This window comes from Burkholderia sp. Cy-637 (genome assembly GCF_011753175.1).
GTDB classification, from domain to species: Bacteria; Pseudomonadota; Gammaproteobacteria; order Burkholderiales; family Burkholderiaceae; genus Burkholderia; species Burkholderia gladioli.
Genome location: NZ_VWWC01000082.1, coordinates 1 through 22,729, shown reverse-complemented (window position 1 = coordinate 22,729; position 22,729 = coordinate 1). Strand labels below are relative to the sequence as shown.

Annotated in this window: 19 protein-coding genes; 6 read left to right on the top strand and 13 right to left on the bottom strand. The window is 68.7% G+C overall.

Going from position 1 to position 22,729, the window contains the following annotated elements:
• Positions 1-52 precede the first annotated feature (52 nt).
• Together F3J10_RS20855 and F3J10_RS20850 are read right to left on the bottom strand one after the other, a co-directional pair.
• Positions 53-631, bottom strand: a complete 579-nt coding sequence (locus F3J10_RS20855; RefSeq protein WP_167242898.1) for a hypothetical protein — start codon at positions 629-631, stop codon at positions 53-55.
• Positions 632-863: 232 nt separating this feature from the next.
• Positions 864-1,058, bottom strand: coding sequence for a hypothetical protein (locus F3J10_RS20850; protein WP_167242897.1), 195 nt, complete (start codon positions 1,056-1,058; stop codon positions 864-866).
• Between the two features lie 122 nt (positions 1,059-1,180).
• Here F3J10_RS20850 and F3J10_RS20845 point away from each other — a divergent pair, with 122 nt between their 5' ends.
• The gene (locus F3J10_RS20845) at positions 1,181-2,347 is read left to right on the top strand and encodes a porin (RefSeq protein ID WP_025099518.1); all 1,167 of its coding nucleotides are present in this window, start codon (positions 1,181-1,183) and stop codon (positions 2,345-2,347) included.
• Positions 2,348-2,437: 90 nt separating this feature from the next.
• Here the strand turns inward: F3J10_RS20845 and F3J10_RS20840 are convergent, their stop codons facing one another.
• Positions 2,438-3,049 (bottom strand): GNAT family protein, encoded by a 612-nt coding sequence (locus F3J10_RS20840; RefSeq protein ID WP_167242896.1) that lies wholly within the window; start codon positions 3,047-3,049, stop codon positions 2,438-2,440.
• A 156-nt stretch (positions 3,050-3,205) separates the two neighbouring features.
• Entirely contained in the window at positions 3,206-4,318 is a 1,113-nt protein-coding gene (locus tag F3J10_RS20835; RefSeq protein ID WP_167242895.1) for a lactonase family protein, read from the bottom strand.
• A gap of 547 nt (positions 4,319-4,865) precedes the next feature.
• Here F3J10_RS20835 and F3J10_RS20830 point away from each other — a divergent pair.
• The gene (locus tag F3J10_RS20830) at positions 4,866-5,555 is read left to right on the top strand and encodes a hypothetical protein (RefSeq protein ID WP_025102295.1); all 690 of its coding nucleotides are present in this window, start codon (positions 4,866-4,868) and stop codon (positions 5,553-5,555) included.
• 61 nt (positions 5,556-5,616) lie between these two features.
• On the opposite strand, the gene F3J10_RS20825 is transcribed toward F3J10_RS20830, so the two are convergent.
• Entirely contained in the window at positions 5,617-6,276 is a 660-nt protein-coding gene (locus F3J10_RS20825) for an aspartyl/asparaginyl beta-hydroxylase domain-containing protein (RefSeq protein WP_046575369.1), read from the bottom strand.
• A gap of 155 nt (positions 6,277-6,431) precedes the next feature.
• On the bottom strand, positions 6,432-7,373 hold the full coding sequence (locus F3J10_RS20820; RefSeq protein ID WP_025098015.1) for a LysR family transcriptional regulator: 942 nt from the start codon (positions 7,371-7,373) through the stop codon (positions 6,432-6,434).
• A gap of 151 nt (positions 7,374-7,524) precedes the next feature.
• Here F3J10_RS20820 and F3J10_RS20815 point away from each other — a divergent pair, with 151 nt between their 5' ends.
• Both F3J10_RS20815 and F3J10_RS20810 read left to right on the top strand, forming a co-directional pair.
• On the top strand, positions 7,525-9,105 hold the full coding sequence (locus F3J10_RS20815) for an altronate dehydratase family protein (RefSeq protein WP_167242894.1): 1,581 nt from the start codon (positions 7,525-7,527) through the stop codon (positions 9,103-9,105).
• Positions 9,106-9,157: 52 nt separating this feature from the next.
• Positions 9,158-10,228, top strand: a complete 1,071-nt coding sequence (locus F3J10_RS20810; RefSeq protein WP_025098013.1) for an Ldh family oxidoreductase — start codon at positions 9,158-9,160, stop codon at positions 10,226-10,228.
• A 68-nt stretch (positions 10,229-10,296) separates the two neighbouring features.
• On the opposite strand, the gene F3J10_RS20805 is transcribed toward F3J10_RS20810, so the two are convergent.
• The 4 genes from F3J10_RS20805 to F3J10_RS20790 form a co-directional block, all read right to left on the bottom strand.
• On the bottom strand, positions 10,297-10,560 hold the full coding sequence (locus tag F3J10_RS20805) for a PAAR domain-containing protein (RefSeq protein WP_167242893.1): 264 nt from the start codon (positions 10,558-10,560) through the stop codon (positions 10,297-10,299).
• A 64-nt stretch (positions 10,561-10,624) separates the two neighbouring features.
• Positions 10,625-12,334: a DUF2875 family protein gene (locus F3J10_RS20800; RefSeq protein WP_025098011.1), complete on the bottom strand. Its 1,710-nt coding sequence runs from the start codon at positions 12,332-12,334 to the stop codon at positions 10,625-10,627.
• On the bottom strand, positions 12,331-14,658 hold the full coding sequence (locus F3J10_RS20795; protein WP_025098010.1) for a DUF3274 domain-containing protein: 2,328 nt from the start codon (positions 14,656-14,658) through the stop codon (positions 12,331-12,333). Before F3J10_RS20795 ends, F3J10_RS20800 begins: the two co-directional genes overlap by 4 nt.
• Positions 14,659-14,679: 21 nt before the next feature.
• Positions 14,680-17,466, bottom strand: coding sequence for a type VI secretion system tip protein VgrG (locus F3J10_RS20790; RefSeq protein WP_167242892.1), 2,787 nt, complete (start codon positions 17,464-17,466; stop codon positions 14,680-14,682).
• A gap of 394 nt (positions 17,467-17,860) precedes the next feature.
• Here F3J10_RS20790 and F3J10_RS20785 point away from each other — a divergent pair, with 394 nt between their 5' ends.
• Positions 17,861-18,124 (top strand): hypothetical protein, encoded by a 264-nt coding sequence (locus F3J10_RS20785; protein WP_205200378.1) that lies wholly within the window; start codon positions 17,861-17,863, stop codon positions 18,122-18,124.
• Positions 18,125-18,167: 43 nt separating this feature from the next.
• Here F3J10_RS20785 and F3J10_RS20780 read toward each other — a convergent pair whose 3' ends face one another.
• Positions 18,168-19,511 carry an MFS transporter gene (locus F3J10_RS20780; protein ID WP_205200376.1) on the bottom strand — a complete coding sequence of 448 codons (1,344 nt, stop codon included), beginning with the start codon at positions 19,509-19,511 and terminating at the stop codon, positions 18,168-18,170.
• Positions 19,512-20,050: 539 nt separating this feature from the next.
• Between F3J10_RS20780 and F3J10_RS20775 the strand changes: the two genes are divergently transcribed.
• Entirely contained in the window at positions 20,051-20,521 is a 471-nt protein-coding gene (locus F3J10_RS20775) for a nuclear transport factor 2 family protein (RefSeq protein ID WP_025098006.1), read from the top strand.
• A 124-nt stretch (positions 20,522-20,645) separates the two neighbouring features.
• Here the strand turns inward: F3J10_RS20775 and F3J10_RS20770 are convergent, their stop codons facing one another.
• Together F3J10_RS20770 and F3J10_RS20765 are read right to left on the bottom strand one after the other, a co-directional pair.
• Positions 20,646-22,211 carry a methyl-accepting chemotaxis protein gene (locus tag F3J10_RS20770; RefSeq protein ID WP_166913774.1) on the bottom strand — a complete coding sequence of 522 codons (1,566 nt, stop codon included), beginning with the start codon at positions 22,209-22,211 and terminating at the stop codon, positions 20,646-20,648.
• A 266-nt stretch (positions 22,212-22,477) separates the two neighbouring features.
• A partial coding sequence (locus F3J10_RS20765; RefSeq protein WP_167242891.1) for an ROK family protein occupies positions 22,478-22,729 on the bottom strand: 252 nt, incomplete at its 5' end.

The window sequence follows — 22,729 nt, the reverse complement described above, 5'->3', positions numbered from 1 at the left end:
ACCGCATCGGGCGAGCCGGCGCGGGCCCCTGCCCTCGCCGCCCGCCGGCGGTTCAGTGCGCGAAGCGCCGTTCCACCACCGTGTCGATCCGCGCGGCCAGCTTGGCGGCGTCGTCGCCGGGCAGGCCGATGCCGAACTCGTGGCGCACCGCCTCGCCGTCGAGCAGGTAGAGGCTCCAGGTCACGTCGGTGGCCGACTTCGAGCGCATGGTGCGCAGCGCGGCCCAGACATCGTCGGCATCCGCGCGGATGCCGGCCAGCTCGGCGCTGTCGAGCGCGGCCGCGTCGCCGGCCACCGGGCTCAACGCGAAGTTGCCCGACGCGTCGCGCGAGGCGGCCGTGACCACGCGCGAGATGCGCTGCTGGTCGTAGTCGACCACGATCCACATCGATTGCGGCGTCATGAAACCGCCGCGCACCAGCATCAGCCCGTGACGCGGCGGACGGATCGCGCTGACGATGAAGCTCATCGAGCAATCCTGGCAGACGTAGCCCGGCGGCAGCAATTGCGCGCCGGTGGCGCCCGGCGGCCGCGGCGCGGCGACCGGCGCGCTCTGGCGGGGCGCGCCGGAACCGGCGCAGGCGGACAGCAGCGCCGCGACGGCCAGCGCGAGAACGGGTACGAGACGCAAGCGTGCGCTCCTTCGGTGCAGGGGTGGACGATCGGGGCACGCGCGCCTCGCGGATTCGACCGGAATGCGCAACGCACCGCGCGCCATCATCGCATCGCCCCCGCTTATCCGCAATGCCGAAAGCCGTCGGTAATCGATTATCAAATCAATGGAAAGCCAGGCGCTTTTCATTGCACTTTCCTTGCGCATCGGATTTGAATCGCGTTGATCGCCGATTGAATGACAGCTTGCTTCACATAAAAAATAATTCTGTTTTTTTAATACCACGCAGGGGCTTTTTCAACGCCATTTTTATTTTCGGCGTTCTATGATGCGGCCCGTTGCCTGATCGCCGGACCGCCCCGCCAGGGCCGCCCGGCAAGCTCGTCGCACCGGTTGCTCGCAGCCGGTGATTTCGACCGATTTCCATCGGCGCGAAGCTCGACACGATATCGATTCGACCGATCCGAATTGCCGCGCGCCCGATTCGCGGCGCCGCTTTTTCCGATCGACATGCATCAGGCAGCAAATCAATCGACCATACTCATCGTCCATTGCGGAGGCCATTCGATGAAACCCACCCTGATCACCGTCGCGCTGTTCGGCGCGCTTGCCGTCTCGACGTCCTCGTACGCGCAAAGCAGCGTCACGCTCTACGGCCTGATCGATACCGGCCTCGTCTACACCAACAACCAGCAGGGCCACAGCAACTGGCAGGAGAACAGCAGCTCGACGCAGAACACGGTGTTCGGCCTGAAGGGCGACGAGGACCTCGGCGGCGGCCTGCATGCGGTGTTCAAGCTCGAGCAGGGTTTCCTGCTCAACAACGGCGCGCAGGCCTTCTCGGGTGACGGCTTCGGCTCGCAGGCATGGGTCGGGCTGCAGAGCGCCCAGGCGGGCACCCTCACCTTCGGCCGCCAGTTCGACGTGATGAACGACCTGGTGGGCCCGCTGTCGGCCGAGTTCAACACCTGGGGCGGCAGCCTGGCCGCGCATCCGTTCGAGAACGACAACCTGGCCGCCAACTCGGTGGTGATCAACAACTCGGTCAAGTACGCGAGCCCGACCTGGCGCGGCCTCACCTTCGAGACCATGTACAGCTTCAGCAACCAGGCCGGCAACTTCGCCAACAACCGCTCCTACGGCTTCGCGCTGTCGTATGCGCAGGGCCCGGTCAACCTGGCGGCCGGCTACCTGCAGCTCAACGATGCCGGCAGCGGCAGCGGCGCGGTCACCACCGGCGACACCAGCGCGAACTTCGTCGCCGAGCGGCAGCGGATCTGGTCGCTGGGCGGCAACTACACCTATGGCCCCGCCACCGTCGGCCTGGTCTGGAGCCACACCCAGATCGACAACGCCACCGGCGTGTATTCGTTCGGCACCGGCACCTACCTGGGCGCCGCCGACGGCTCCTCGGGCAGCCTGAGCGGCACGCTGCGCCTGGACAACTACGAGGTCAACGCGAAATACGCGCTGACCCCGGCACTGAGCCTGTCGGGCGCCTACACCTATACGCGCGGCGCCTACAACGGCTCGTCGCCGGGCTGGAACACCGCCATGCTGCAGACCGACTACGCCTTCAGCAAGCGCACCGACATCTACCTGGAAGGGGTCTATCAGAACGTGCACGGCGCGCCGGCCGGCTCGGTGCTGTCGCACGCGATGATCAACACGCTGTCGCCGTCGTCGACCGACACGCAGGTGGCCGTGACGGTGGGCCTGCGTCACACCTTCTGAGCGATGTCGAGGATGGTCGCCGGCAGCGCCGGTGGCCTGCCGGCGGGCGGCCGCGTCCGGCGCCCGCCGTCGTGAACGCGAGCGCGCCGCTCAGGCGCGGCGCGCGATCGGGGGCGCGGCCCCCACGCCGCGCGCACGATGATCCTCGCGCAGCAGCGCATACTGCGCGAGATCGTGGAATGCGCCGCCCCAGTAACCCGCCTGGCGCTGGTAGCCCTCGCGCACGAAGCCGAGCGCCTCGAGCGCACGCAGCGAAGCCGCGTTGTCGGGATGCACGCGCGCCTCGATGCGATTGAGCGCCATCGTCTCGAAACCGTGCTCGAGCACGGCACCCAACGCCTCGCGCATGAACCCCTGCCCCCGGACCTCGCGCGCCAGCTCGTAGCCGATCGTGCAACTGCGCCACGGGCGGCTCCAGCGGAACAGCCCGCAGGTGCCCAGCAGGCGCGCGTCGGCGCGCCGCTCCAGGCCCCAGCGCAGGCCGCTGCCGGCGATCCGCCAGGCGCTGAAGGTATCGATCAGGCGCGCCGCCTGGGCAGGCGCCGTGAGCGGATCGGCGCCGTACCAGCGCATCGCCTGGGCGTCGCCATGGATCGCGTAGAGCGCCGGCGCATCGGCCGCGCTCAGCTCGCGCAGCACCAGCCGCCGCGTGAGCAGGTGGGGAAAGGCGTCCATCGGGGCGCTCGGGTGGCCGCCGGGCATCGCGCCCGGCGCAGGTCTCGTGGTTTGGCCGGCAGCGCGACGCGCGCCAGCGATCGGCGCCGATCATCTCACGAGCGGCACCGGCGCCGCCATCGGGAAACCCACCCGATCGCCGCCGGGTACGCCGGCAAGCGGGCAAGCGCCGCGCCTCGCCGCTCAGCCGCCGTTCGAACCGTCGAAATCGACCATCTCGATCCAGTTCGCGCCCTTGCCGACCGGCGCCTCGCCAAGCGGCGCCAGGGCCCCGCTGCGCGTATCGATGCGGTACACGCGCAGCGAGGTCGACAACTGCCCGACCGCCAGCAGGTAATGCCCCGACGGATCGATCGCGAAACCGCGCGGCTGCTTCTCGGTCGGCGTGGTGGCGATGCGCGTGAGACGGCCGCTGGCGCGATCGACGCGCCAGGTGGCCAGCGTGCTCGAGGTGCGCTCCGAGGCGTAGAGGAAGCGGCCGTCCGGCGTGAGGTGCAGGTCGGCGCCCCAGGGCGTCTGGGCGCCGAAACCCGGCGGCAGGATCGACACGGTCTGCACCGGCTTCACGCGGTCGTGCTCGCGGTCGAAGGCCAGCACGTGCAGCTTGCCGTCCAGTTCGTCGATCAGGTAGACGAAGCGCTGGTCGGGCGAGAAGCGGAAATGGCGCGGGCCGGACTTGGGCGGCAGCGCATAGGCCGGCGCGTCGTCCAGCGTCAGCTCGCCGGTGCCGGCGTCGAAGCGCAGCCGCAGCCAGGCGTCGGCGCCGAGCACCGAGGCGAAGGCCACGCGATTGTCGGGCGCGGGCAGGATCGCGTGCGCCTTCGGGCCGGTGGGGATGGTCTGCCTGACCGGGCCGACCAGGCCGTCCGCGCCGATCGTGTTGACCGCCAGCAGGTTGCCGTCGTAGGAGGCCGAGAACAGGTAGCGGCCCGTCGCGTCGGTCGACAGGTAGGGCATGCTGTGCGCGAGCGGCGCGCTGCCGAGTTCGGTGAGGCGGCCGTCGAGCGGATTGAGCGCAAAGCTGAGCACGCGATAGGGCTGCGAGCGGATCCCGGCGTAGAGCCGCAGATGGTTCGGCGAGAGCGCCATCGGCATCACCGTGCCCCCCGCCTCGACCGTCTCGACCGGCGTGAGCGCCCCGCTGGCCGTATCGAGCCGCAGCACCGAGATGCTGCCGCTGTCGGCATTCGAGACATAGGCGTAGGTGGCTGCCTCGGCGGCCGGAGCCGTCGCCATCCCGGCTGCCGCCAGCGAGACCGCGAGCGTGAGGGCACGGAGCGTACGCACCTGTTTCATCCCATCTCCTTATATGTCGTCTGACAACTTAAAATAGATCGATCCCAGCTAATTTATGCCTGGATCTGCCTTTCACATCCCAAGTTAAGCGACATCGTATATCTCACGTGTCGGCAGGGCAATCCTCCTCGACCCGCATAGGGCACGCACGATCACCGGCCGCCTCCTGCTCGCGCCCCGCCCTTCGAGGCCCGGCAATGACCCAGCCGATCACGCGCTTCGTTCGCGATCCGAATCAAATGCGAATGGATGCGCACGCAACCAAATCGACGCGATACGCGGGCCTGCCACCGGCGCCGGTTTCCGTCGGGCACGGGCGATGCTTCGCGCTTGCATAGGTGCATACGCATTCACGAATTTGCGCGCGTGAAAGACTGCGTGAAAGACTGTTAACGCGCGATGCCGCAACGCAGCGGCGATCATCGCCGCAACATGTTGCAGAGCGTAAAAGCATCGACCAGAACAGGAGGTTTGCGATACATTCGCAGCCTAGGATGGTGCATATGACGCCATCGACACTGACGCCCAAAACATCCACGAGGACATCATGCGTGTTATCCGCTCCACCGCGCTGCTCGCGGGATCGCTGCTGAGCCTGACACTCGCCGCCGGCGCCCAGGCGCAAACCCCCGCCGCCGCTCCCGCCGCCTCGGCCAGCCAATCGGTGCTGCCCGTGATCGCGACCATCGCGCCGATCTACAACCAGCTGGTCTACTTCCGCCTGCCGACGCGCTTCGTGTCGATCTACGAAGGCACGCGCGGCGACGACTACGCGCACGAATGGGTGCTGCCCGGCGAAACCAACGCGAACTGGTCGCAGATGATCACGCTGACGGGCGCGCAAAACGTGATCGCCAAGCATCCGGAGGCCGATGCCAAGAGCTATGCCACCGGCATCGCCGCCGGCTTCCAGAAGGCCTGCCCGCAGAGCTTCTCGGCCAAGGGCATCTACGACGGCAAGCTCAACGGCAGCGACGCCTTCTCGATGGTGGTGAGTTGCGGCAATGCCGCGGCCAGCGCGGGCCACAGCGAAACCACCGCGATCACGGTGGTGAAGGGCGCCAAGGATCTCTACACGCTGCAATGGGCGCAGCGCGGCCCGCTGTCCACCAAGCCGCTCGATATCGACGCCGCCATGTGGCTGCAACGCGTGCGCAACCTGATGCCGCTGAAGGTCTGCCCGATCGTGCCGGGCGAGAAGGCGCCGTATCCGAGCTGCAGCGCGAACGTCTCCTGAGCATCGGCGGCCCGCCCCGGCGGGCCGCCTGCCAGCGCCGTGCCGCCCGGCGCGGCGTGGATCACCCCTGGATCTGCTTGTCGCGCTCGAACTCCATGTAGAAGATCGTGCGCGGCACGGGCGAGGCATTCAGGGCGAAATGATCGAGCGAGCCGTCGAACACGATGGCATTGCCGACCTGGTTCTGGTTGAAATGGCCGGCCACGTTCAGGTAGGCATAATTCCCCTCGGCCGCCGCGTCGAGCGTGATGTGCATCTGCAGCATGCCCTGCTCGAGCAACTCCGGATGTCGATGCGTGCTCAGCAACACGTTCGGCATCATCCGCGACAGGGCACATACCTTGATGCCCTTGATCCTGCCCAGCATCTCGATCGTCCGCGGCATGGCCTCGGCGGCGAACGGGATCGCCTGGTCGCGCACGACCAGGCCGTATTGCGTCCAGTCGCGATTGAAGCTTCCGTCCGACTTCCATCCCAGCAGCCAGCCGTATCGCCCGCCCTTCCTGACGTGATCGATGATCTCGGCATGCACCTGGTCATGGTTCTTGCCCACGCGATCGATTTCGAGCAAGGGGGCATCCAGGTTCATGCACTCGTCGCGGATCACCTCCCAGTTCAGGGCGAGCTCCTGCAATCGAGGGAACTGCGCGAGCGGGTAGAACGCCGGCCGGTCGGTGGGCGAGGGAGCATGCTGAAAGGCGGACGCGAATCGATCTTGCATGACGATGTCACCGGAAAAGGAAAATGAGTCGATCGGATAGTTCACCGTAACGTACACCACCCATTCCGGCGAATGTGTGAAATCGGCGAGTCACGTCGAAAGCCTGATGGCCCGGTACGCCGGGCAGGCCGCCGGTTCAGCCCGAACCGCCACCGCTAGCCCGCCGCGCGCTGCCTCAGGATCGCCACGAATTCCTCCATCTGCGGCGAGGGCAGCTCGTTCTTGCGGGTGATCACGCTGTAGTGGCTCATGCTGCGGCGCACCTCGATCGGCAGGCAGCCGAGCAGGCCCTCGTCGATGCGCTGCTGCACCACCGCGCGCGGCTGCAGCGAGATCATCTCGGTCGAGCGGAGCAGTTCGATGGTCGAGAAGATCGAGGGCGTCTCCACCATCCCGACCGGCGCGACCAGCCCCGCGCTGGCGAAGGTCTCCTCGAACAGTTGGCGGATCGCGGTGGCGCTCGGATAGAGGATCCAGGGCCAATGGCCCAGATCGGCGATGTCGACGCGCCGCGCGCGCAGCAGCGGATGATGGCTGCCGACCACGAAGCAGACCGGTTCGTCCGACAGCTCGACCGCATCGAAGATGGCACGCTGGCGCGGCTCGGTGAGCCGGCCGATCATCAGGTCCAGTTGCTTGTGCTCCAGCCAGATCGCGAGCTGGTCGCTGCTCTGCTCGACCAGCTTGATCACCAGCCGCGGGCGCCGCGCCTGGATCTCGCGAATCGCCGCGATCACGATCTGCGCGGCCGAGGCCGAGATCGCGCCGACCGTCAGGTGCCCGTAACCGCCGCCCTGCTGGGTCACGAATTCATTGGCGAACTTGCCGAGCCCGGACATCGCGCTGCTCGCGTAGCGGATCGCCAGCAGGCCCAGGTCGGTGGGCCGCATCTCGCGCGGCAGCCGCTCGAACAGGCGCTCGCCGAACATCGTCTCGATATCGCCGAGGATCTTGGTGGCGGCCGGCTGCGTGACGTGCATCTGCTCGGCCGCCGCGCGCAGGTTGTGGGTGCGCCCCAGCAGTTCGAGCAACTGCAGGTGGCGAAAGCGCAGCTTCGAGGGCAGCGTCGCGGACAACAGGGGGCGATGGCGATCCATAGGGTAAACCTGAGTGCGGCGATAACCGAATGGAATCGAGTCTAACAATTCTTCGATTGGACGTTTATCGCGCGTCTGCCTAAAGTGCTTCGACCTGCCCTGCCCGCCGCATGCCAGGCCCCCGATATCCAAGAGACCAACGAGACGATCGATGAAGCTCGACAGCGCCCCCGACCATTCCGACCCAGCTCCCGAGGCATCCACCCAGCCCGCCGCCCAGGTGGTCGCGCTGCATCCCGACGACGACGTGCTGATCGCGCGTCGGCAACTGGTTGCGGGCGCATCGATCGAGGCCGGGGTGAGCGCGCGCGGCCTGATCCCCGCCGGCCACAAGATCGCGCGACGCGCGGTGGCGGCCGGCGCGCCGGTGCGCCGCTACGGCCAGATCATCGGCTTCGCCTCGCGCGCGATCGAGATCGGCGAGCATGTCCACGTGCACAACCTGTCGATGGGCGAGTTCGAGCGCGACGGCGCGTTCGGCGTGGACGCTAGGCCGACCCGGCCCAGCGCGACGCCCGCGCGCTTCGCGGGCATCGTGCGCGCCGACGGGCGCGTGGCCACGCGCAACTACATCGGCATCCTGACCTCGGTGAACTGCTCGGCCACCGCCGCGCGCGCGATCGCCGACCAGTTTCGCCGCGACATCCGCCCCGAGGCGCTGGCCGACTACCCGAACGTGGACGGCGTGATCGCACTGACCCACGGCCTGGGCTGCGGCATCGCCTCCGACGGCGAGCCGATCGCGGTGCTGCGCCGCACGCTGGGCGGTTATGCGCGGCACCCGAATTTCGCCGGCGTGCTGATGGTCGGGCTCGGCTGCGAGACCAACCAGATCGACGCGCTGCTGCGCGACCAGGCGATCGAGTCCGGCGCCGCGCTAGAGACCATGACGATCCAGGCCAGCGGCGGCACGGCCTCCACCGTGGCGGCCGGGGTCGAGGCGATCAAGGCCATGCTGCCGCGCGCGAACGCGGTACGGCGCGAGCCGGTGGAGGCGCGCCACCTGATCGTCGGCCTGCAATGCGGCGGCTCCGACGGCTACTCGGGCATCACCGCGAACCCGGCGCTGGGCGCCGCGGTCGACCGGCTGGTGGCGCACGGCGGCACCGCGATCCTGTCGGAGACGCCCGAGATCTACGGCGCCGAGCACCTGCTCACGCGCCGCGCGGTCTCGCCCGAGATCGGCGAGAAGCTGATGGCGCGGATCCGCTGGTGGGAGGAACACTGCCGGCGCATGAACGCCGACCTCAACAACAATCCCTCGGCCGGCAACAAGGCCGGCGGCCTGACCACCATCCTGGAGAAATCGCTGGGCGCGGTCGCCAAGGCCGGCACCACCAACCTGGTGGAGGTCTATCGCTACGCGGAAAGCGTGCGCGCCGCCGGCCTAGTGTTCATGGACACGCCCGGCTACGACCCGGTCTCGGCGACCGGCCAGGTGGCGGGCGGCGCCAACCTGCTGTGCTTCACCACCGGGCGCGGCTCGGCCTATGGCTGCGCGCCCTCGCCCTCGCTGAAGCTCGGCACCAATAGCGCGCTGTGGCGCCGCCAGGCCGAGGATATCGACATCAACTGCGGCACCATTCTCGACGGCGAGGCCAGCATCGACGAACTCGGCCAACGGATCTTCGAGCAGATGCTCGCCACCGCCTCGGGCCAGCCGACCCGCAGCGAACTGCACGGCTACGGACAGAACGAGTTCGTGCCCTGGCAGCTCGGCGCGACGCTCTGAGCCGCGTACAGCGCGCCCGCCTGACCTCCCGACAACCCGAACCGATCACGCCATGACTCAAGACGTCCGCTACGCCGCCACCGAACTGCAGGCCTTCGCCGAGGCGCTGCTCGCCGCCGCCGGGCTCGACGCGCCGCATGCGCGAGCCGTCGCCGCCACCCTGGTCGACGGCGACCTGATGGGCCACGACACGCACGGCCTCGCGCTGCTCGCGCCCTACGTGGGCGAACTCGAGCGCGGGACCATGACGCGCTCGGGCGAGCCGGAGGTGCTGTCCGACCGCGGCGCCAGCCTGCTGTGGGATGGCCGCCGCCTGCCCGGGCCCTCGCTGGTGCTGTCCGGCATCGAGACGCTGGCGCCGCGCGCCCGGCAATACGGCAGCGCCACCCTGGTGATCCGCCGCAGCCACCATATCGCCTGCCTGGCCAGCTACCTGGAGCGCGCCACCGCCGAGGGCTTCATGATCCTGCTCGGCAGCTCGGACCCGGCCACCCACAGCGTCGCGCCGTTCGGCGGCACGCGCGCGGTGTTCACGCCGAACCCGATCGCGGCCGGCATCCCCACCTCGGGCACGCCGTTCCTGATCGACATCTCGGCCTCGCTGGTCACCAACGGCATGAGCGCGCGCCTGGCCAAGTCCGGCCAGCAGTTCGACGAGCCGGTGCTGCTCGACGCCGAGGGCAATGCCAGCCGCGACCCGGCGGTGCTGAACACCGAGCCGCCCGGCACCATCCTGCCGCTCGGCGGCCTGCCGTTCGGGCACAAGGGTTTCGGCCTGGCGCTGCTGATCGACGCGCTCACCGGCGGCCTGGCCGGCCACGGCCGCGCCGATCCGCCCGACGGCTGGGGCGCGACGGTCTACCTGACGCTGCACGATCCCTCGGCCTTCGGCGGCGAGGCGGATTTCAGGCGGCAGATGGACTGGATCGCCGAGGCCTGCCGCAGCAACCCGCCGCGCCCCGGCTTTTCCGAGGTGCGGATGCCGGGCGACCGGGGCCTGGCGCGCAAGCGCGAGCAGTTGCAGGCGGGCGTGAAGCTGCATCCGGCGATCGCGCCGGCCTTGAGCGCTTGCGCGGAACGTCATGGGCTGAAGCTGCCGGCGCGGATCACGCCCGCGCCCTGAGCGCGGCGCGCGGCCGGCCCTCGATCGGGCCGGGCGCCGGGGCGAACCAGAGCGCGAGAGGAAAGATCCTAGGCCCGCCCCGAGCTGGGCACCGAGGAAATCAGCGTGGCGCCGCAGGAAGTGTGGTGGCCGTCGAAGGCCACGGCGACGCCGTCGATCAGGACCTGCGGGTCGCCCTCCACGATCACGCAATGCTCGTGGCCCGACATCGGGCAGGTGCAGCGATCGCCGACGCAGGCCACCGCGCGCCCCATCACGGTCGAGCTATCGCGGCCCGTGACCACCTTGCCGCCATGCGAGGTGGCGTCGCCGATCCGGATCACGCCGCGCATCGCCGCCTCCCTGCTTCCAGGCGCAGCCGCGTGGCGCGAGTCGATACCTTGGGCATGCCGGCCATCATTTGAAGGGGCTGCCGCCGGTCTTCTGCTGCCACGCCGCCTTGTTGCCGTCCTCGGGCGGGCTCACCATCACGATGCTGGCGGTGCCGTTCGGACGCCGGTTCACGGTCGCGCTCGCGCCGCCGTCGTCGTAGCCCGCGATCAGGCCGAGGCCGATCTGCACCAGCGGCGAACTCACGCCGGTATTGCCGATGCGCGCGCCGATGTCGTAACCCTCCTTGACGTCGTCGAGGCTGGGCGCGCCCGCGCCGACCTGGGCCAGCGCCTGGTTCAGCGGCACCACCCACAGCCGGTCCGCGGTGGTGTCGTAGAACACCCGCCTGGGCTCGCGGCCCTGCGGCAGCGCCGCGACCGCCTGCTCCCAGCCGGCCTTCAGCGCGGCCGCCTGCGCCGCGGTCTTCAGCGGCTGGCCATGATCGTCGGTCAGCTTGACGTCGACGGGACGATGCAGGTAGCCCAGCAGCGGCGCGTCGTCGAACTGGCGCAGTTGCCAGTTGGTCCAGCGCACCGGGAGGTAGGACGAGGTCGTGAACTGGCCGGGGCCCTGGTTGCCGATGGTCTTCCAGAACGCCGGCAGTTGCGCCTGCCACCAGCTCGCCGTCATGGTGCCGATCGAGTCCGGATCGTCGACGCCGGCCGCCTTGGCCTGCTTGCGATAGTGGGCGTCGAAACCCTCGGGGCCGCGATCGTCGTTCTTGTCCCAGTAGAAATTCCAGAGCTTCACGACATCGTATTCGCCGTGGGTGCGATCGATCTGCTCGGTCTGCTCGACCGCGAACGGGCGCACCAGCCGATCGACGCGATCGGAGCGCGACACCAGCATCGCGACGATGCTGTCCGGCAGCGCCGGCCTCGCGTGTGCCGCCGGCGCGGCGCCGCCGCTGCCGGGCGCGCCGAGCAGCGAACGCATGGTCGAGCCGTCGAGGCTGTAGACCAGCGCGGCGGGCACGTCGGGATGCGCGTCGAAGAAGTCGAACAGTTTCTCGAGCATGGCCGCGCCGTCGTCGCCATTGGCATCCTCCTGCCACAGGAACATCGTCACGCCGAGCCCCGCCTTCTGCCGGCTGTCGGCGATGTTCATCGCGGCGCGATAGGCGTTGTGCGCATTCTTGGCCGGCCCCCACACGATCACCGGCACCGGCCAGTACTCGACGGCATGCCGCGCGCCGAGCTTGAAGCTGGTGGTGATCGACACGCGCATGTCGTCGAGGCGCGCATCCTCGCTGTCGGGATAATCCTCGGGATTGCTCGAGAAATAGCTGGCGTGGTTGTCGGCCTTCTGGGCGATCTTCGCCCAGATTTCCTGGTTGGTCTCGTAGCCGGTCACGGCGCCGAGCCCGCGTACCTCGAGCACCGCCTGCGGGCCCTTGCGCGCGAGCAAGGCGCTCGCGCCGTTGAAGCCGTGCGCGAGCGCGGCGTGGCTCTCGCCGGGCGCGGCCCCGGCCGCGGCGGCCTGGGCCTGCGCGGCCGGCTCGGCGGGCGTCTTCGCGGCACTGCGATGCACCCATGCCACGCTCAATCCGTAGGCGAGCACCGCCAGCCCCAAGGCCACCACCACGCCATTGCGAATACTGCTTGCCATATCCGGCATCTCCCGGCCCGTCGTTTCCCAATAACTGTAGTGTCTGGCCATCACCAGCAGAAGCCAGGCGATCGCCGCCACCGCGAAGGCGATAGCATACGGCCAAATACGCGGTCTCGTGATCATCGCGGAAAGCCCTGGAAGATCTCGCCCATCGTCTTGTTGCCGTACATCGCCTGGGCCTTCTGCGATTCCTGCCGCCAGTACTCTTCCTCGGCCTTCTTCTGCGCGGCCACCGCGCTCGGCGTCAGCTCGCTGGTCACCAGCGGCGGCATGGTGGACGAGACGAAGTGCTCGGCCGGGAAGCTGCCGCTCTGGTAGTAATCCGAAACGGCCTTGATGAAATTGCGCGTGTCCGTATCGAGGCGCGAATAGGCTGCATTGCGCTGGATCTTGGCCATCGTGGCCGCGTCCACCTTCCAGTCGGCCATCAGGGTCAGCAGCTCGCGCCAAGCCGGATCGTCGAGCGTGACGGCCTGGCCGATCGCCACGTCCATCGCGGTGACCCAGCGATGGTTCTCGGCGCTGTGCAGCAGGCCCGAGTGATAGTTGTTGGCCTCGCGCGCGGCGGGATCCTTCTCCATGCGCGCGCGCGCCTCGTTCGGCGTTTCCTCGCGCTGGACCACGCGCTGGGGCAGCGCCGGCGTCAGCAGGGTGGAGCTCAGCGAGGTGGTGATGCGCCAGTTCTGCGACTGGTCGTCGACGTCCTTGCCACGATTGAAGGCGGCCTTGTACGAATCGGTGCCGGCGAACGGATTGCGCGTGGTATCGACGTCGACCCACTTGAAGCTCGCGTACTGGTTGCCGAGCCCGACGTCCTTGGTGACGTCGTCGGGCGTCATCAGGCCGGCGACATCGGCGTGGCCGGGACGCGGGCCGCCCTTCTGGATCTCGCCGCCATACATGTCGGGCACGCAGGGCGGCTTCAGTTCCTCGCCGTTGATGAAGCGGATGTCGTTGCGCGAGAACGACGACTGCAGCGCCGCGTTGGTGCCCATGCCGACCGCCGTGCCGACCATCGAGCCGTCGGTGTCCGGCCCCGGCGACAGCCGCTCGTACGCGTCGCGCACCGGCACTCGGGCCGGCGCCGTGCCGACCGGCACCTTGCGGAACTTGCCGTCGCCGTTGTGATCGCGCTCCATGCGCGTCCACATGCGCTGGAAGAAGCGCTTGGGCGCGAGCGCCGTCATGGCCGGCATGGTCTTGCCCTGGCGCGCCGCGGCGCCGTCGGCCGGCACCTGGTCGGGCACGCCGAAGGTGCCGATCCCCTGCACCTTCTTGAGGCCGACCACGGTGTCCTCGGGACAGAAATACAGGTACACCTTGCCGCGATTGTCGCGTTCGTCGAAGGTGATCCAGTTCTTGCCGCCCTTGTCGAGCCGCTTGCCGTTCGCCTTGCTCCAGTCCTTGCCGGCGCGGCCATGCGACTTGTCGGCATTGATCATCAGCTCGGCCAGGTCGGGAATCGTGTGCGGCTGGCTGGTGACCGCGTTGGTGATGTCGATCATGGTCTTCAGCTTGCCGTGGCCGGTCTGGTTGCTGCCGTCGTCGGTCGCGTGGAAGCTGTAGGGCGTGTCGACCATGATGATGCAGTCGACGCAGCGCTGCCCCTTCTGCCTGAGCATCGCCTGCGCCAGCAGCGTGATGATGGTCCCCTGGCTGTGGCCCATCACGGTGATGGTCTCGTGCTCGGGATTCATGCCCGCGGCCAGGGCCAGCGCGCTCGGCTGGATGGTGCGGATCGTCATGATCAGCCTGGCCAGACGCGCCGCGGCCAGCACGAAGTAGCGGCGCTGCGGCGCCTGCCCCGCGTAGAGCGTGTTGCCGCCCAGCGCGTTGTGCATCACGCGCCGCGTGACCCAGTCGGGCTTGAAGCCCTCGCCGTACATCTGCGGGATGTTGTTGGTGGCGTTGGCGAAGAAGCCGCCGGCCTTGGCGAAATGCGCGTCGAGCCGGTTGCCGTAGACGTCCTGGTACTGGCCGCGCGTCATCAGGTTGTGGTTCTCGTCCTGCGAGGTGCTCGAGACGATGCCGGCGTTGTGGATCTTCGCGATGTCCTTGTTGTCGGCGCGCAGCCCCCAGTAGAACGGCAGGAACATGCTGTGGGTCGCGTCGCCCACCGTGCGGCGATACAGGTAGGTGTCCGGATCGGACAGCACCTCGTTGTTGCGCGCGGTGGCGCCGTTGCGGCTCTGCGCCTTGGCCCGCCGGTACTGGTCGCCGTAGCTGCCCGGCTTCAGGTCGGCGCGCGACAGACGCTCGTTGAGCCCCTGGCACAGCCCCTGTTCGACGAACGAATACACGGCGCCGGTATCGTTCACGCCGTGGATGAAGATCACGATCCCGGGCAGGTTGCCGGGCAAGGGGACGTTGCGCGCGTCGGGCCGGTCGGTCATCGTCACGCCGGCGCCCTGCGCGTGCACGCGATAGCCGCTGCTGTCGTCTGCCATTGAGTTTCTCCCCCTGCCGTCTTATAGCGACGGCTTCAAGATATCGATCTTCGCGATGCGCATCACGTCGTCCTTCACCATGTCCGTGAGCCCGCTCGCGTCGGACTTGCCTTCCACCACGCGCCCGTCGTTGAGCGTGATGCGATAGGCCTGGTTGGCCGCGGGCGCCGGCGCGTCGGCCGTGTGCCCGGGGAAATGCAGGCGGAACTGCTGGTCGGTCGGCTGGCTGGCGAAGCTGGTCTTCGCGGCCTGCTGCGTGGACGGCCCGCCCCATTGGTGCGAGGCCGACAGCAGCTTGATGTCGCCGTTGGTGCCCAGCGTCACGCCCTCGCCGATCCGGATGTAGCTGCCGTCTTCCGCGACCAGGCGGATCACCGGCGCCGTGACCAGCACCTCGCCCTCGTTGCTGGCGATGCGCAGGCCCTTCTGCGCGTTGGCGGTCAGCGTGTCGGCCTGCGCCTGCAGCAGCATCGGCCCTTCGCCGGCCACCGCCTGCACGCCCGCGCCGCGCGCGAACAGTTGCATGCCCTGCCCGGCGGTGGCGTTCAGGCGCTGCCCGCTCATCAATTGCACGTGCTGCTGCGCGACCTGGTCGATGTTCTCGCCGGCATAGCTCAGGTGCGTCTTCGGCGTCACGTTGAGCGTGCCGGCCTGCGCGCCGAAGGCGATCAGCGAGGGGCCGCCGTCGGCGGGCGACGCGCCCGCCTCGCCGGCGCCGCCGCCCGCGCCCGGGGCCCAGCCGCGAAAGCGCTGCGCGACATCGGCCTGGCCCGCGCCGTCCGCGGCCTGCCCGCCATGCTGGCCGGCATAGTCGCCGAGCGACTTGAACAGCTCCGTGCATTCGCCGAGCAGCTTCAGCAGTTCGTCGCGGTCGAGCTGGCCACCGCTCGCCTGGGTGCGCGCGTAGGTGGTCAGCAGGATGCCTTGCGCGGCGCGCAGGGCGGCGGCCGCGTCGGTGCGCAGCTCGGCGCCCTCGCCGCGATCCTGGCCGACGCCGTCCTGGCGCGGCTGGGTCAGGTAGCCGAGGTTCAGCTGCGTGTGCGCGTGCTCGCTGGCCAGTTGCGCGCTGATCTGCTGGGGCGTGTCGTCGAGCCTGAGCTGGTTGTAGCGCTGGCCCTTGATTTCCTTGGTCTTGATGCCCGATACGTGGCGATTGCCGGGCAGCGTGCCGGTATGGGTGAAGGTCGCGGGCGGCGTGGTGCCGTTGCCCAGCACGCCGATGATGACCAGCCGGTCGGGGTCGCCGCCGATGCAGCCGAGCAGCACCTCCATGCCCGCCCGCGGCAGGAAGGAATCGCCGAAGTTCGTGCCGGCCAGGCTCGAGGCCAGGCGGATCGGCGCGCTGTCGCCCGCGTCGCCCTTGGTGCCGGCGCCCTGCGCATGCGCGTGGTCGTCGGGATCGAGCCCCTGGAGCTGCACGTAGACGCGCCCCATCGCGTCGCACACCACCTCCTCGCCGTCGCGCGTGACGATCACGCCGGTGGCCAGGTGCACCGGCGGCAGGTCGGTGTTCGGGTCGTAGGCCGGCGTCAGCGGCACGCCGCGCTGCACGCAGGTGAAGCGGTTCTCGTAGCGCGTGTCCGATTCCGTCGCCAGTTCGGCCGGCGCGGCCGGCGCCGCGTTGGCGAGATTGCGGCTCGCCGCGAACAGCGCATGGGCCCGCCCGGTCAAGTCCTTCGGCAGGTTGTTCCAGATCTCGTGATGGACCGAGGTGATCAGGAACTGCCGCTTCTCGGCGGGCTGCATGTCGAGATCGACGTCGCCCGCGAGCGTGACCCAGTAGCCGACCGGCATGTCGCGCACGCTGCTCACGCCGTCGTGACGCTCGGCCTCGAACTGATGCGCGAGCATGCGATCGCGCGTGATGCGGTCGTGGTCGTCCCAGGAATCGCCGACGTGCGGGATCTCGATCGCCACGTCGGTCAGCAGCGTCGCCAGGTCGTTGCCCGCCGCGCCCTGGTCGATGGCGGCCGCCGCGGTCGACTCGTCCATGCGGGCCTTCTTGTAGTCCCACGACGGGCGCGCCGTCATGCCGGGAATCAGGCGGCGATGCAGGGCGAACAGCGTGACCGTGTCGCGTTGCTCGGTGCCCGCATCGCGCGGGTGCAGGCGCACGGTGCCGGCGGAAGCCTGCGGCAGGCGCATCGGGTCGTCGCAGAACACCAGGGTATGCACCGGCGTCTCGCCGCCGCCGTTCTGGGCCGCGCCGGCACGCACGAACACGCTGATGCCCTCGCGCCGCAGCAGGCGCCGCAGGAAGGCCGCGTCCGATTCGTTGACCTGCCGGGTCAGCTCGCGCGCCGGGTAGCGCGAGGTATCGAGCAGGGACAGGTCGTATTCGAACGCCGAGGCCAGCGTCTGGCTGCGCTGGCGCCACTGGTCCAGCATCACGGCCAGGATGTCGACCACGCTGCGCTTCAGGAAGATGCGCGAGTTGATTCGCTTGTCCATCAACGAGAGCGCGTCGCAGATCGTCAATTGATAGACCGTCAGCTCGCCGTCGGATTGACCGATCTGCACGTCGCGGATGATGGCGTTGATGGTGCGCAGCTGGCCGCGATCGGTCACCAGGCGCACCGAGACGGGCACGCCGATGAACAGCGTCGGCGCCAGGTCGCGCCGCGCGCACACGCAGGTCAGGTAGCCATGCACGCCGGTCATCAGGCCTTCGCGGATATCCGCGTGCTGGAGGGCCAGCAGGTGGCCGAGCGTATCCTGCGCCTTGCCGAAGTTCAGCGCCACCGGCCGGTTGTTCCAGTCCACCGCCCCCGTCGCAAACGCGTGCAAGGTATCGTTCAAGTTATTCACGACGAACCCGTAAGCTTATTTTTAGCCTGCGCAGTATAAATACATTTCAGGCCGTAAGCAGTAGGGTATTGATTCGAAATAGGCAATCATTCGTCCCATCGGAAAAATCGAATCAACGATCCGCTCCCTTGGCGCTACGCCAAGCTGGTAAAGGGTGCCGACGGCTCCGGTCATTTTGATCAAATCAGGAAAACATTACTCTTTGTCGAAATGAAGTCGGCAAATTCAACCGAATTCATTTCGATTAATACCGAGTGATTGGCGCTCGATATCCGGCGGCTCCACCAGGCGCGGGATTCATGGCCGGCACCGAGCCCACGTCGAGCCGGCTTCGGTACGATGCGCCCGGTGAAATCGGCGAAAGCACCCGAACCATCGGCAGTACCAAGATGAGGTGCTCGCGGCGACGGTTGCCTCGATCACCGGCGAACCGGGTGTCTACAACATCGTCGACGACGATCCGCTGCCGGTCGCGCAATGGATGCCGGCCTTCGCCCGCTGGGTCGACGCGCCGGCGCCCCGACGGCTGAGTGCCGAGGACGCGCTCGAGACCGCCGGCGAGGAAGCGGTCTACTACCACACCCGGCAGAGCGGCGCGTCGAACCTGCGCGCCAGGGAGAAGCTGGGATTCTCGCCACGCGCGCTACTCTGGAAATGAGGCCGCGGCGCGGCGGCGCCGGCCTCCCGGCCGGAGCACGCGCCTAAACCGCTTCCTCGCTGCCGCGCACCGGCACCGGCTCGCCCACCAGGGTCCAGTAGCCGATCATCGCCACCACCACCACCGCCGCGCCGACATACAGCGCCGGCTTGAACGAGTGCGAGGCCTGCACGATGAAGCCCGTCACCACCGGCGCCAGCGCGCCGCCGAAATAACCGCCGAAGTTCTGCATCGCGCCGATCGAGGCGGTGGAGTTGGCCGGCGCCGCCACCGAGGCCATCGCCCAGGCAGCGCTCGAGGAAATGTACATCAGCATCATCGACACCGAGATGAAGGTCACCGCCAGCGCGGTGTTGTCGGTCAGCGCCGTGAGCAGGGTGAACACCGCGATGCCGAGCAGCGAGGCGACCATCGGGTACTTGCGGCTGTTGATCTGCGAGACGCCGCGCCGGGCCAGCACGTCGCAGATGCGCCCGCCCGACAGGCTGCCGATCACGCCGAACAGGTAGGGCACGGCGGCCACCCAGCCGGTGCGCGCGATGGTCAGGTGGTGCTCCATCTGCAGGTAGGTCGGCAGCCAGGCGTTGTAGAGCCACAGCACGTAGATGGTGCCGAAGAAGCCCAGCAGCATGCCCCAGGTGGTGCGATAGCGCAGCAGGTGGCGCCAGTCGGCCCAGGTCGGGCGGGTGCTGGCCAGGCCCTCGGTATCGTCGAGATACTCGCGCTCGCGCTGGGTCAGCGAGACATGGCGCGGGTCGCGATGCAGCAGGTAGAAGGCCAGCGCCAGCGCGAGGCCCGCCACCCCCATCACCACGAACATCCAGCGCCAGCCGAGGTTCAGCATCAGGATGGTCAGCACCGGCGCGGAGATCGCGGTGCCGAGCGTCGACGAGCTGTTCCAGATGCCGGTGGCGGTGCCGCGCTCGTGCCTGGCGAACCAGTCGCGCACGATCCGCGCGCTGGTGGGGAACTGCGGCGCCTCGCCGACGCCGAGCACCATGCGCGCCGCGAAGAACTGCGAGAAGCCGTTGACCACGCCGCCGAAGGTCTGCGCCACCGACCACAGCGCGAGGCTCATGGCCAGCGTCAGACGCGCGCCGAGCCGGTCGATCAGCATGCCGGCCGGCAGTTGCGCGAACGCATAGGCCCACAGGAAGGCCGACAGCAGCAGGCCCATCTGCGGCACCGAGAAGCCGAGGTCCTGGCGGATCAGCGGGGTGGCGATCGACAGCGTCGAGCGGTCGAGGTAGTTGACCACGCCGCTCATCAGCAGCAGCGCGAGCGCGGTGCGCTGGATGCGGCGCACGCGCGGCGAGGCCGCGTCGCGCGTGCCGGCCTGGGCGGATCCGGCCTCGGCCGGCAGCGCATCGGGAGTGGTGGGCTTCATCGGGTGTCTCCTTGCTGGGGTCTCGTTCTGTACGTTCTAGGTGTCGACGCGCCCCATGGCGAGGATGGGCGCGCCCGCTCGAAACTCGACAACGACCGCAACCGCGCCGGCACGCGCGGCGGGGTGGCCAGCCAAGGTACCGGTTCCGACAACATACAGGCGCGGCCCGACGGAAATCCAATCAAATTTTGCGGGGGAGCGATTCCATCCGCTTATCGCGCCTTAGGGGCTAACCCGCCGCCGGGTCAACCCCGAGCCGGGTTCGCGCGAGGCGTCGCGCGCCGTTTTGCGAGCCACAAAGTCTCACGTCAGATGAGTTCGGAATATCGTTCCGCAACTAGCATCTCGCGGCTGCCGATTTTTCCGATTCGAGCCATATACGGCCGTGCTTGCAGGGTTAACCGCGATGGGACCAGTTTCATAAATGGAATAACGTTCCGAAATGATATCGGACAACCGATGAATGGTCGTGCCGGCACGGCCGCGCGGGTTCGATATCCCGCTTGCCCAACCCCCATCGACACCACAGGAGACGACAGATGCTGTTCCAGACAACCCGCCATACCGCCCTGCGCGCCGCGCTCGGCGTCGCGCTGGCCAGCGCCAGCCTGATGGCCGGCGCGGCGACTTCGCACGCGAGCGGCGACGCGGCGGTCGCCAAGGCGGTCGAGCAGTTGCGCGTGGCGATGGTGGCCGGCGACGAGGCCACGCTGAAGAAGCTGACCGAGCCGGAACTGAGCTACGGCCATTCCTCGGCCCATATCGAGGATCGCGCGGAATTCCTGAAGGATCTGGTGGGCACCGGCGCGTTCAAGTCGGTGACGCTGTCGGACCAGACCGTCAAGGTGGTCGGCGACAACGCGATCGTGCGCCACGTGTTCGATTCGGAGAACAACCAGCCGGACGGCAAGGTCACCACCTCGCACATCGGCGTGCTGCAGGTCTGGAAGCATCATCCGGACGGCTGGCGCCTGTTGGCGCGCCAGGCCGTGCCGCTGCCGCAGAAGTAAGGATGCCGAACATGGCTCGGCCCGGCGCCCTGGAATAGGCCGGGGCCGTCGAGGGAGCGTCGGGCGACGCTCCCTTTTTCGTTGTTTTTCATTGCCGCCCGCCGCGATGGCGGGCGCCGCCGGCTCAGGCCGGCAAGGCGAACTGCGTCACCGCGTGGCGCAGCGCGTCGGCCTGGTCCTTCAGCGAATGCGCGGCGGCCGCGGCCTGCTCGACCAGCGCGGCATTCTGCTGGGTCACCTGGTCCATCTCGCCCACCGCGCGATTGACCTGCTCGATGCCGGTGCTCTGCTCGGTGGCGGCCTGGCTGATCTCGCCGAGGATCTCGTTGACGCGCTTCACCGACTGCACAATCTCCTGCATGGTCGAACCCGCGTCGGTGACCAGCGAGGCGCCCTGCTCGACCGTGTCGGTGGAGGTCTCGATCAGCGACTTGATCTCCTTGGCGGCGGTGGCCGAACGCTGCGCCAGCGAGCGCACCTCGGCGGCCACCACCGCGAAACCGCGGCCCTGCTCGCCGGCGCGCGCCGCCTCCACCGCCGCGTTCAGCGCCAGGATATTGGTCTGGAACGCGATGCCGTCGATCACGCCGATGATGTCGGCGATCTTGCGCGAGCTGTCGGTGATCGCCGCCATGGTGCGCACCACGTCGCCCACCACCTCGCTGCCGCGGGTGGCCACGTTGGCCGCCTGCCCGGCCAGCGCGGCCGCCTGCGAGGCGCTTTCCGCGCTCTGTCGCACGTGCGAGGTGATCTCGTCCATGCTGGAGGCGGTCTCGACCAGGGCCGCCGCCTGCTGCTCGGTGCGCTGCGAGAGATCGGTGTTGCCCGCCGAGATCTCGGTGGCGCCGACATTGATGTTCTCGGTGCCGAGCCGCACCCGCGAGACCATCTCGATGAGCCCCGCCTGCATGGTGTGCAGCGCGTGCAGCAGGCTGCCGCGATCGTCGCCGCGCAGCGCGACATGGGCGGTCAGGTCGCCTTGCGCGATGCGCTGCGCGGTCTCCACCGCCGACTCCAGATGGCCGCCGAGGCTGTGCCGCACGCTGCGCAGCACCAGCACCATCAGCAGCGAGGCGACGATGCCCAGCGCGCCCGACACGGCCAGCCAGGTGAGGATGTCGCGATACATGGCCGCGCGAATGTCGTCCATGTACATGCCGGTCACCAGGAACCAGTCCCAGGGCGCGAAGCGGCGCACCACGCTGGTCTTCTCGACCGGCGCGTCGGCGCCGGGCTTGGGCCACAGGTAATGCACGTAGCCCGGCGCGCTGCTGCCCTCGCCGCCCTCCTTGCCCGCCTTGACGATGTCGACGAACAGGTGGGCGCCGTTCGGATCGGCGAAGTTCGCCAGGTTGGTGCCGTTCAGGGCCGGCTTGATCGGGTGCATGATCATCGCCGGCTGCGAATCGTTGATCGAGATATAGCCGTCGCTGCCGTAGCGCATCGCCGCGATCGCATCGAGCGCGCGCTGTTTGGCCTCGTCCTCGGGCAGCGTGTGCTGCTGGGCGAGTTGGTAGTAATGCTCGGCCACGCCGTAGGCCTCGCTGATCAGCGAGTCGAGCGCCGCGCGGCGCGCCTCGAGCATCGACTGGCGGGCATGCCAGGCGCCGAATCCCGCGATCAGCAGCAGGCCGATCCACAGGATCGCGATCATCGACGTCAGTTTCCGGTTCAGGGTAAAGGTGCGCATCTAGGGCTCTCGCTCGGGTTACTGGACCGTGTTTCAAACCGGCCAGTGTTTGACGGCAGCGCGATGCGCGCGGCGCAGGCGGGATATCCCTGAGGTGCCTCGATGAAAGGCGTGAGGCGCGCCAAAGATCGGATCAATGTCGAGCGGGCGAGGCGCTCGAAGACGGCGGTTCGCGCCTCGCTTCGACGGGGCGCGCAGCGACGCGAGGCGAGGCCCGAAACGCGAGACGCGAGACGCGAGACGCGATGATGCGGGGAATCGGCCGATCAGGCCGCGGCGATCGCCGCCGGCTGCGCCGCCCCCTGCGCGGACTCGCGCAAGGCATCGAGCGCGACCACGATCGCCCCTTGCAGGGCCGCGCCGTGGCCGAAGGCGGCACGCTGCCATTGCGGCTCGAACAGCGCGGCGCGCGCCACGGCTGCGCGAAGCCGCTCCACCAGGGCCGGCACGCGCGCCATGCCGCCGCCCAGCACGATGCGCTCGGGATCGATCATCAAGGCGAGATTGGCGACATGGCA

Coding starts and splice junctions, on each gene's coding strand:
- F3J10_RS20810 (WP_025098013.1), top strand. CDS start 9,158: ATGACTCAAGACGTCCGCTACGCCGCCACCGAACTGCAGGCCTTCGCC.
- F3J10_RS20835 (WP_167242895.1), bottom strand. CDS start 4,318: ATGAAACAGGTGCGTACGCTCCGTGCCCTCACGCTCGCGGTCTCGCTG.
- F3J10_RS20840 (WP_167242896.1), bottom strand. CDS start 3,049: ATGCCCGGCGGCCACCCGAGCGCCCCGATGGACGCCTTTCCCCACCTG.
- F3J10_RS20780 (WP_205200376.1), bottom strand. CDS start 19,511: ATGAAGCCCACCACTCCCGATGCGCTGCCGGCCGAGGCCGGATCCGCC.
- F3J10_RS20770 (WP_166913774.1), bottom strand. CDS start 22,211: ATGCGCACCTTTACCCTGAACCGGAAACTGACGTCGATGATCGCGATC.
- F3J10_RS20775 (WP_025098006.1), top strand. CDS start 20,051: ATGCTGTTCCAGACAACCCGCCATACCGCCCTGCGCGCCGCGCTCGGC.
- F3J10_RS20805 (WP_167242893.1), bottom strand. CDS start 10,560: ATGCGCGGCGTGATCCGGATCGGCGACGCCACCTCGCATGGCGGCAAG.
- F3J10_RS20825 (WP_046575369.1), bottom strand. CDS start 6,276: ATGCAAGATCGATTCGCGTCCGCCTTTCAGCATGCTCCCTCGCCCACC.
- F3J10_RS20845 (WP_025099518.1), top strand. CDS start 1,181: ATGAAACCCACCCTGATCACCGTCGCGCTGTTCGGCGCGCTTGCCGTC.
- F3J10_RS20800 (WP_025098011.1), bottom strand. CDS start 12,334: ATGATCACGAGACCGCGTATTTGGCCGTATGCTATCGCCTTCGCGGTG.
- F3J10_RS20830 (WP_025102295.1), top strand. CDS start 4,866: ATGCGTGTTATCCGCTCCACCGCGCTGCTCGCGGGATCGCTGCTGAGC.
- F3J10_RS20795 (WP_025098010.1), bottom strand. CDS start 14,658: ATGGCAGACGACAGCAGCGGCTATCGCGTGCACGCGCAGGGCGCCGGC.
- F3J10_RS20815 (WP_167242894.1), top strand. CDS start 7,525: ATGAAGCTCGACAGCGCCCCCGACCATTCCGACCCAGCTCCCGAGGCA.
- F3J10_RS20820 (WP_025098015.1), bottom strand. CDS start 7,373: ATGGATCGCCATCGCCCCCTGTTGTCCGCGACGCTGCCCTCGAAGCTG.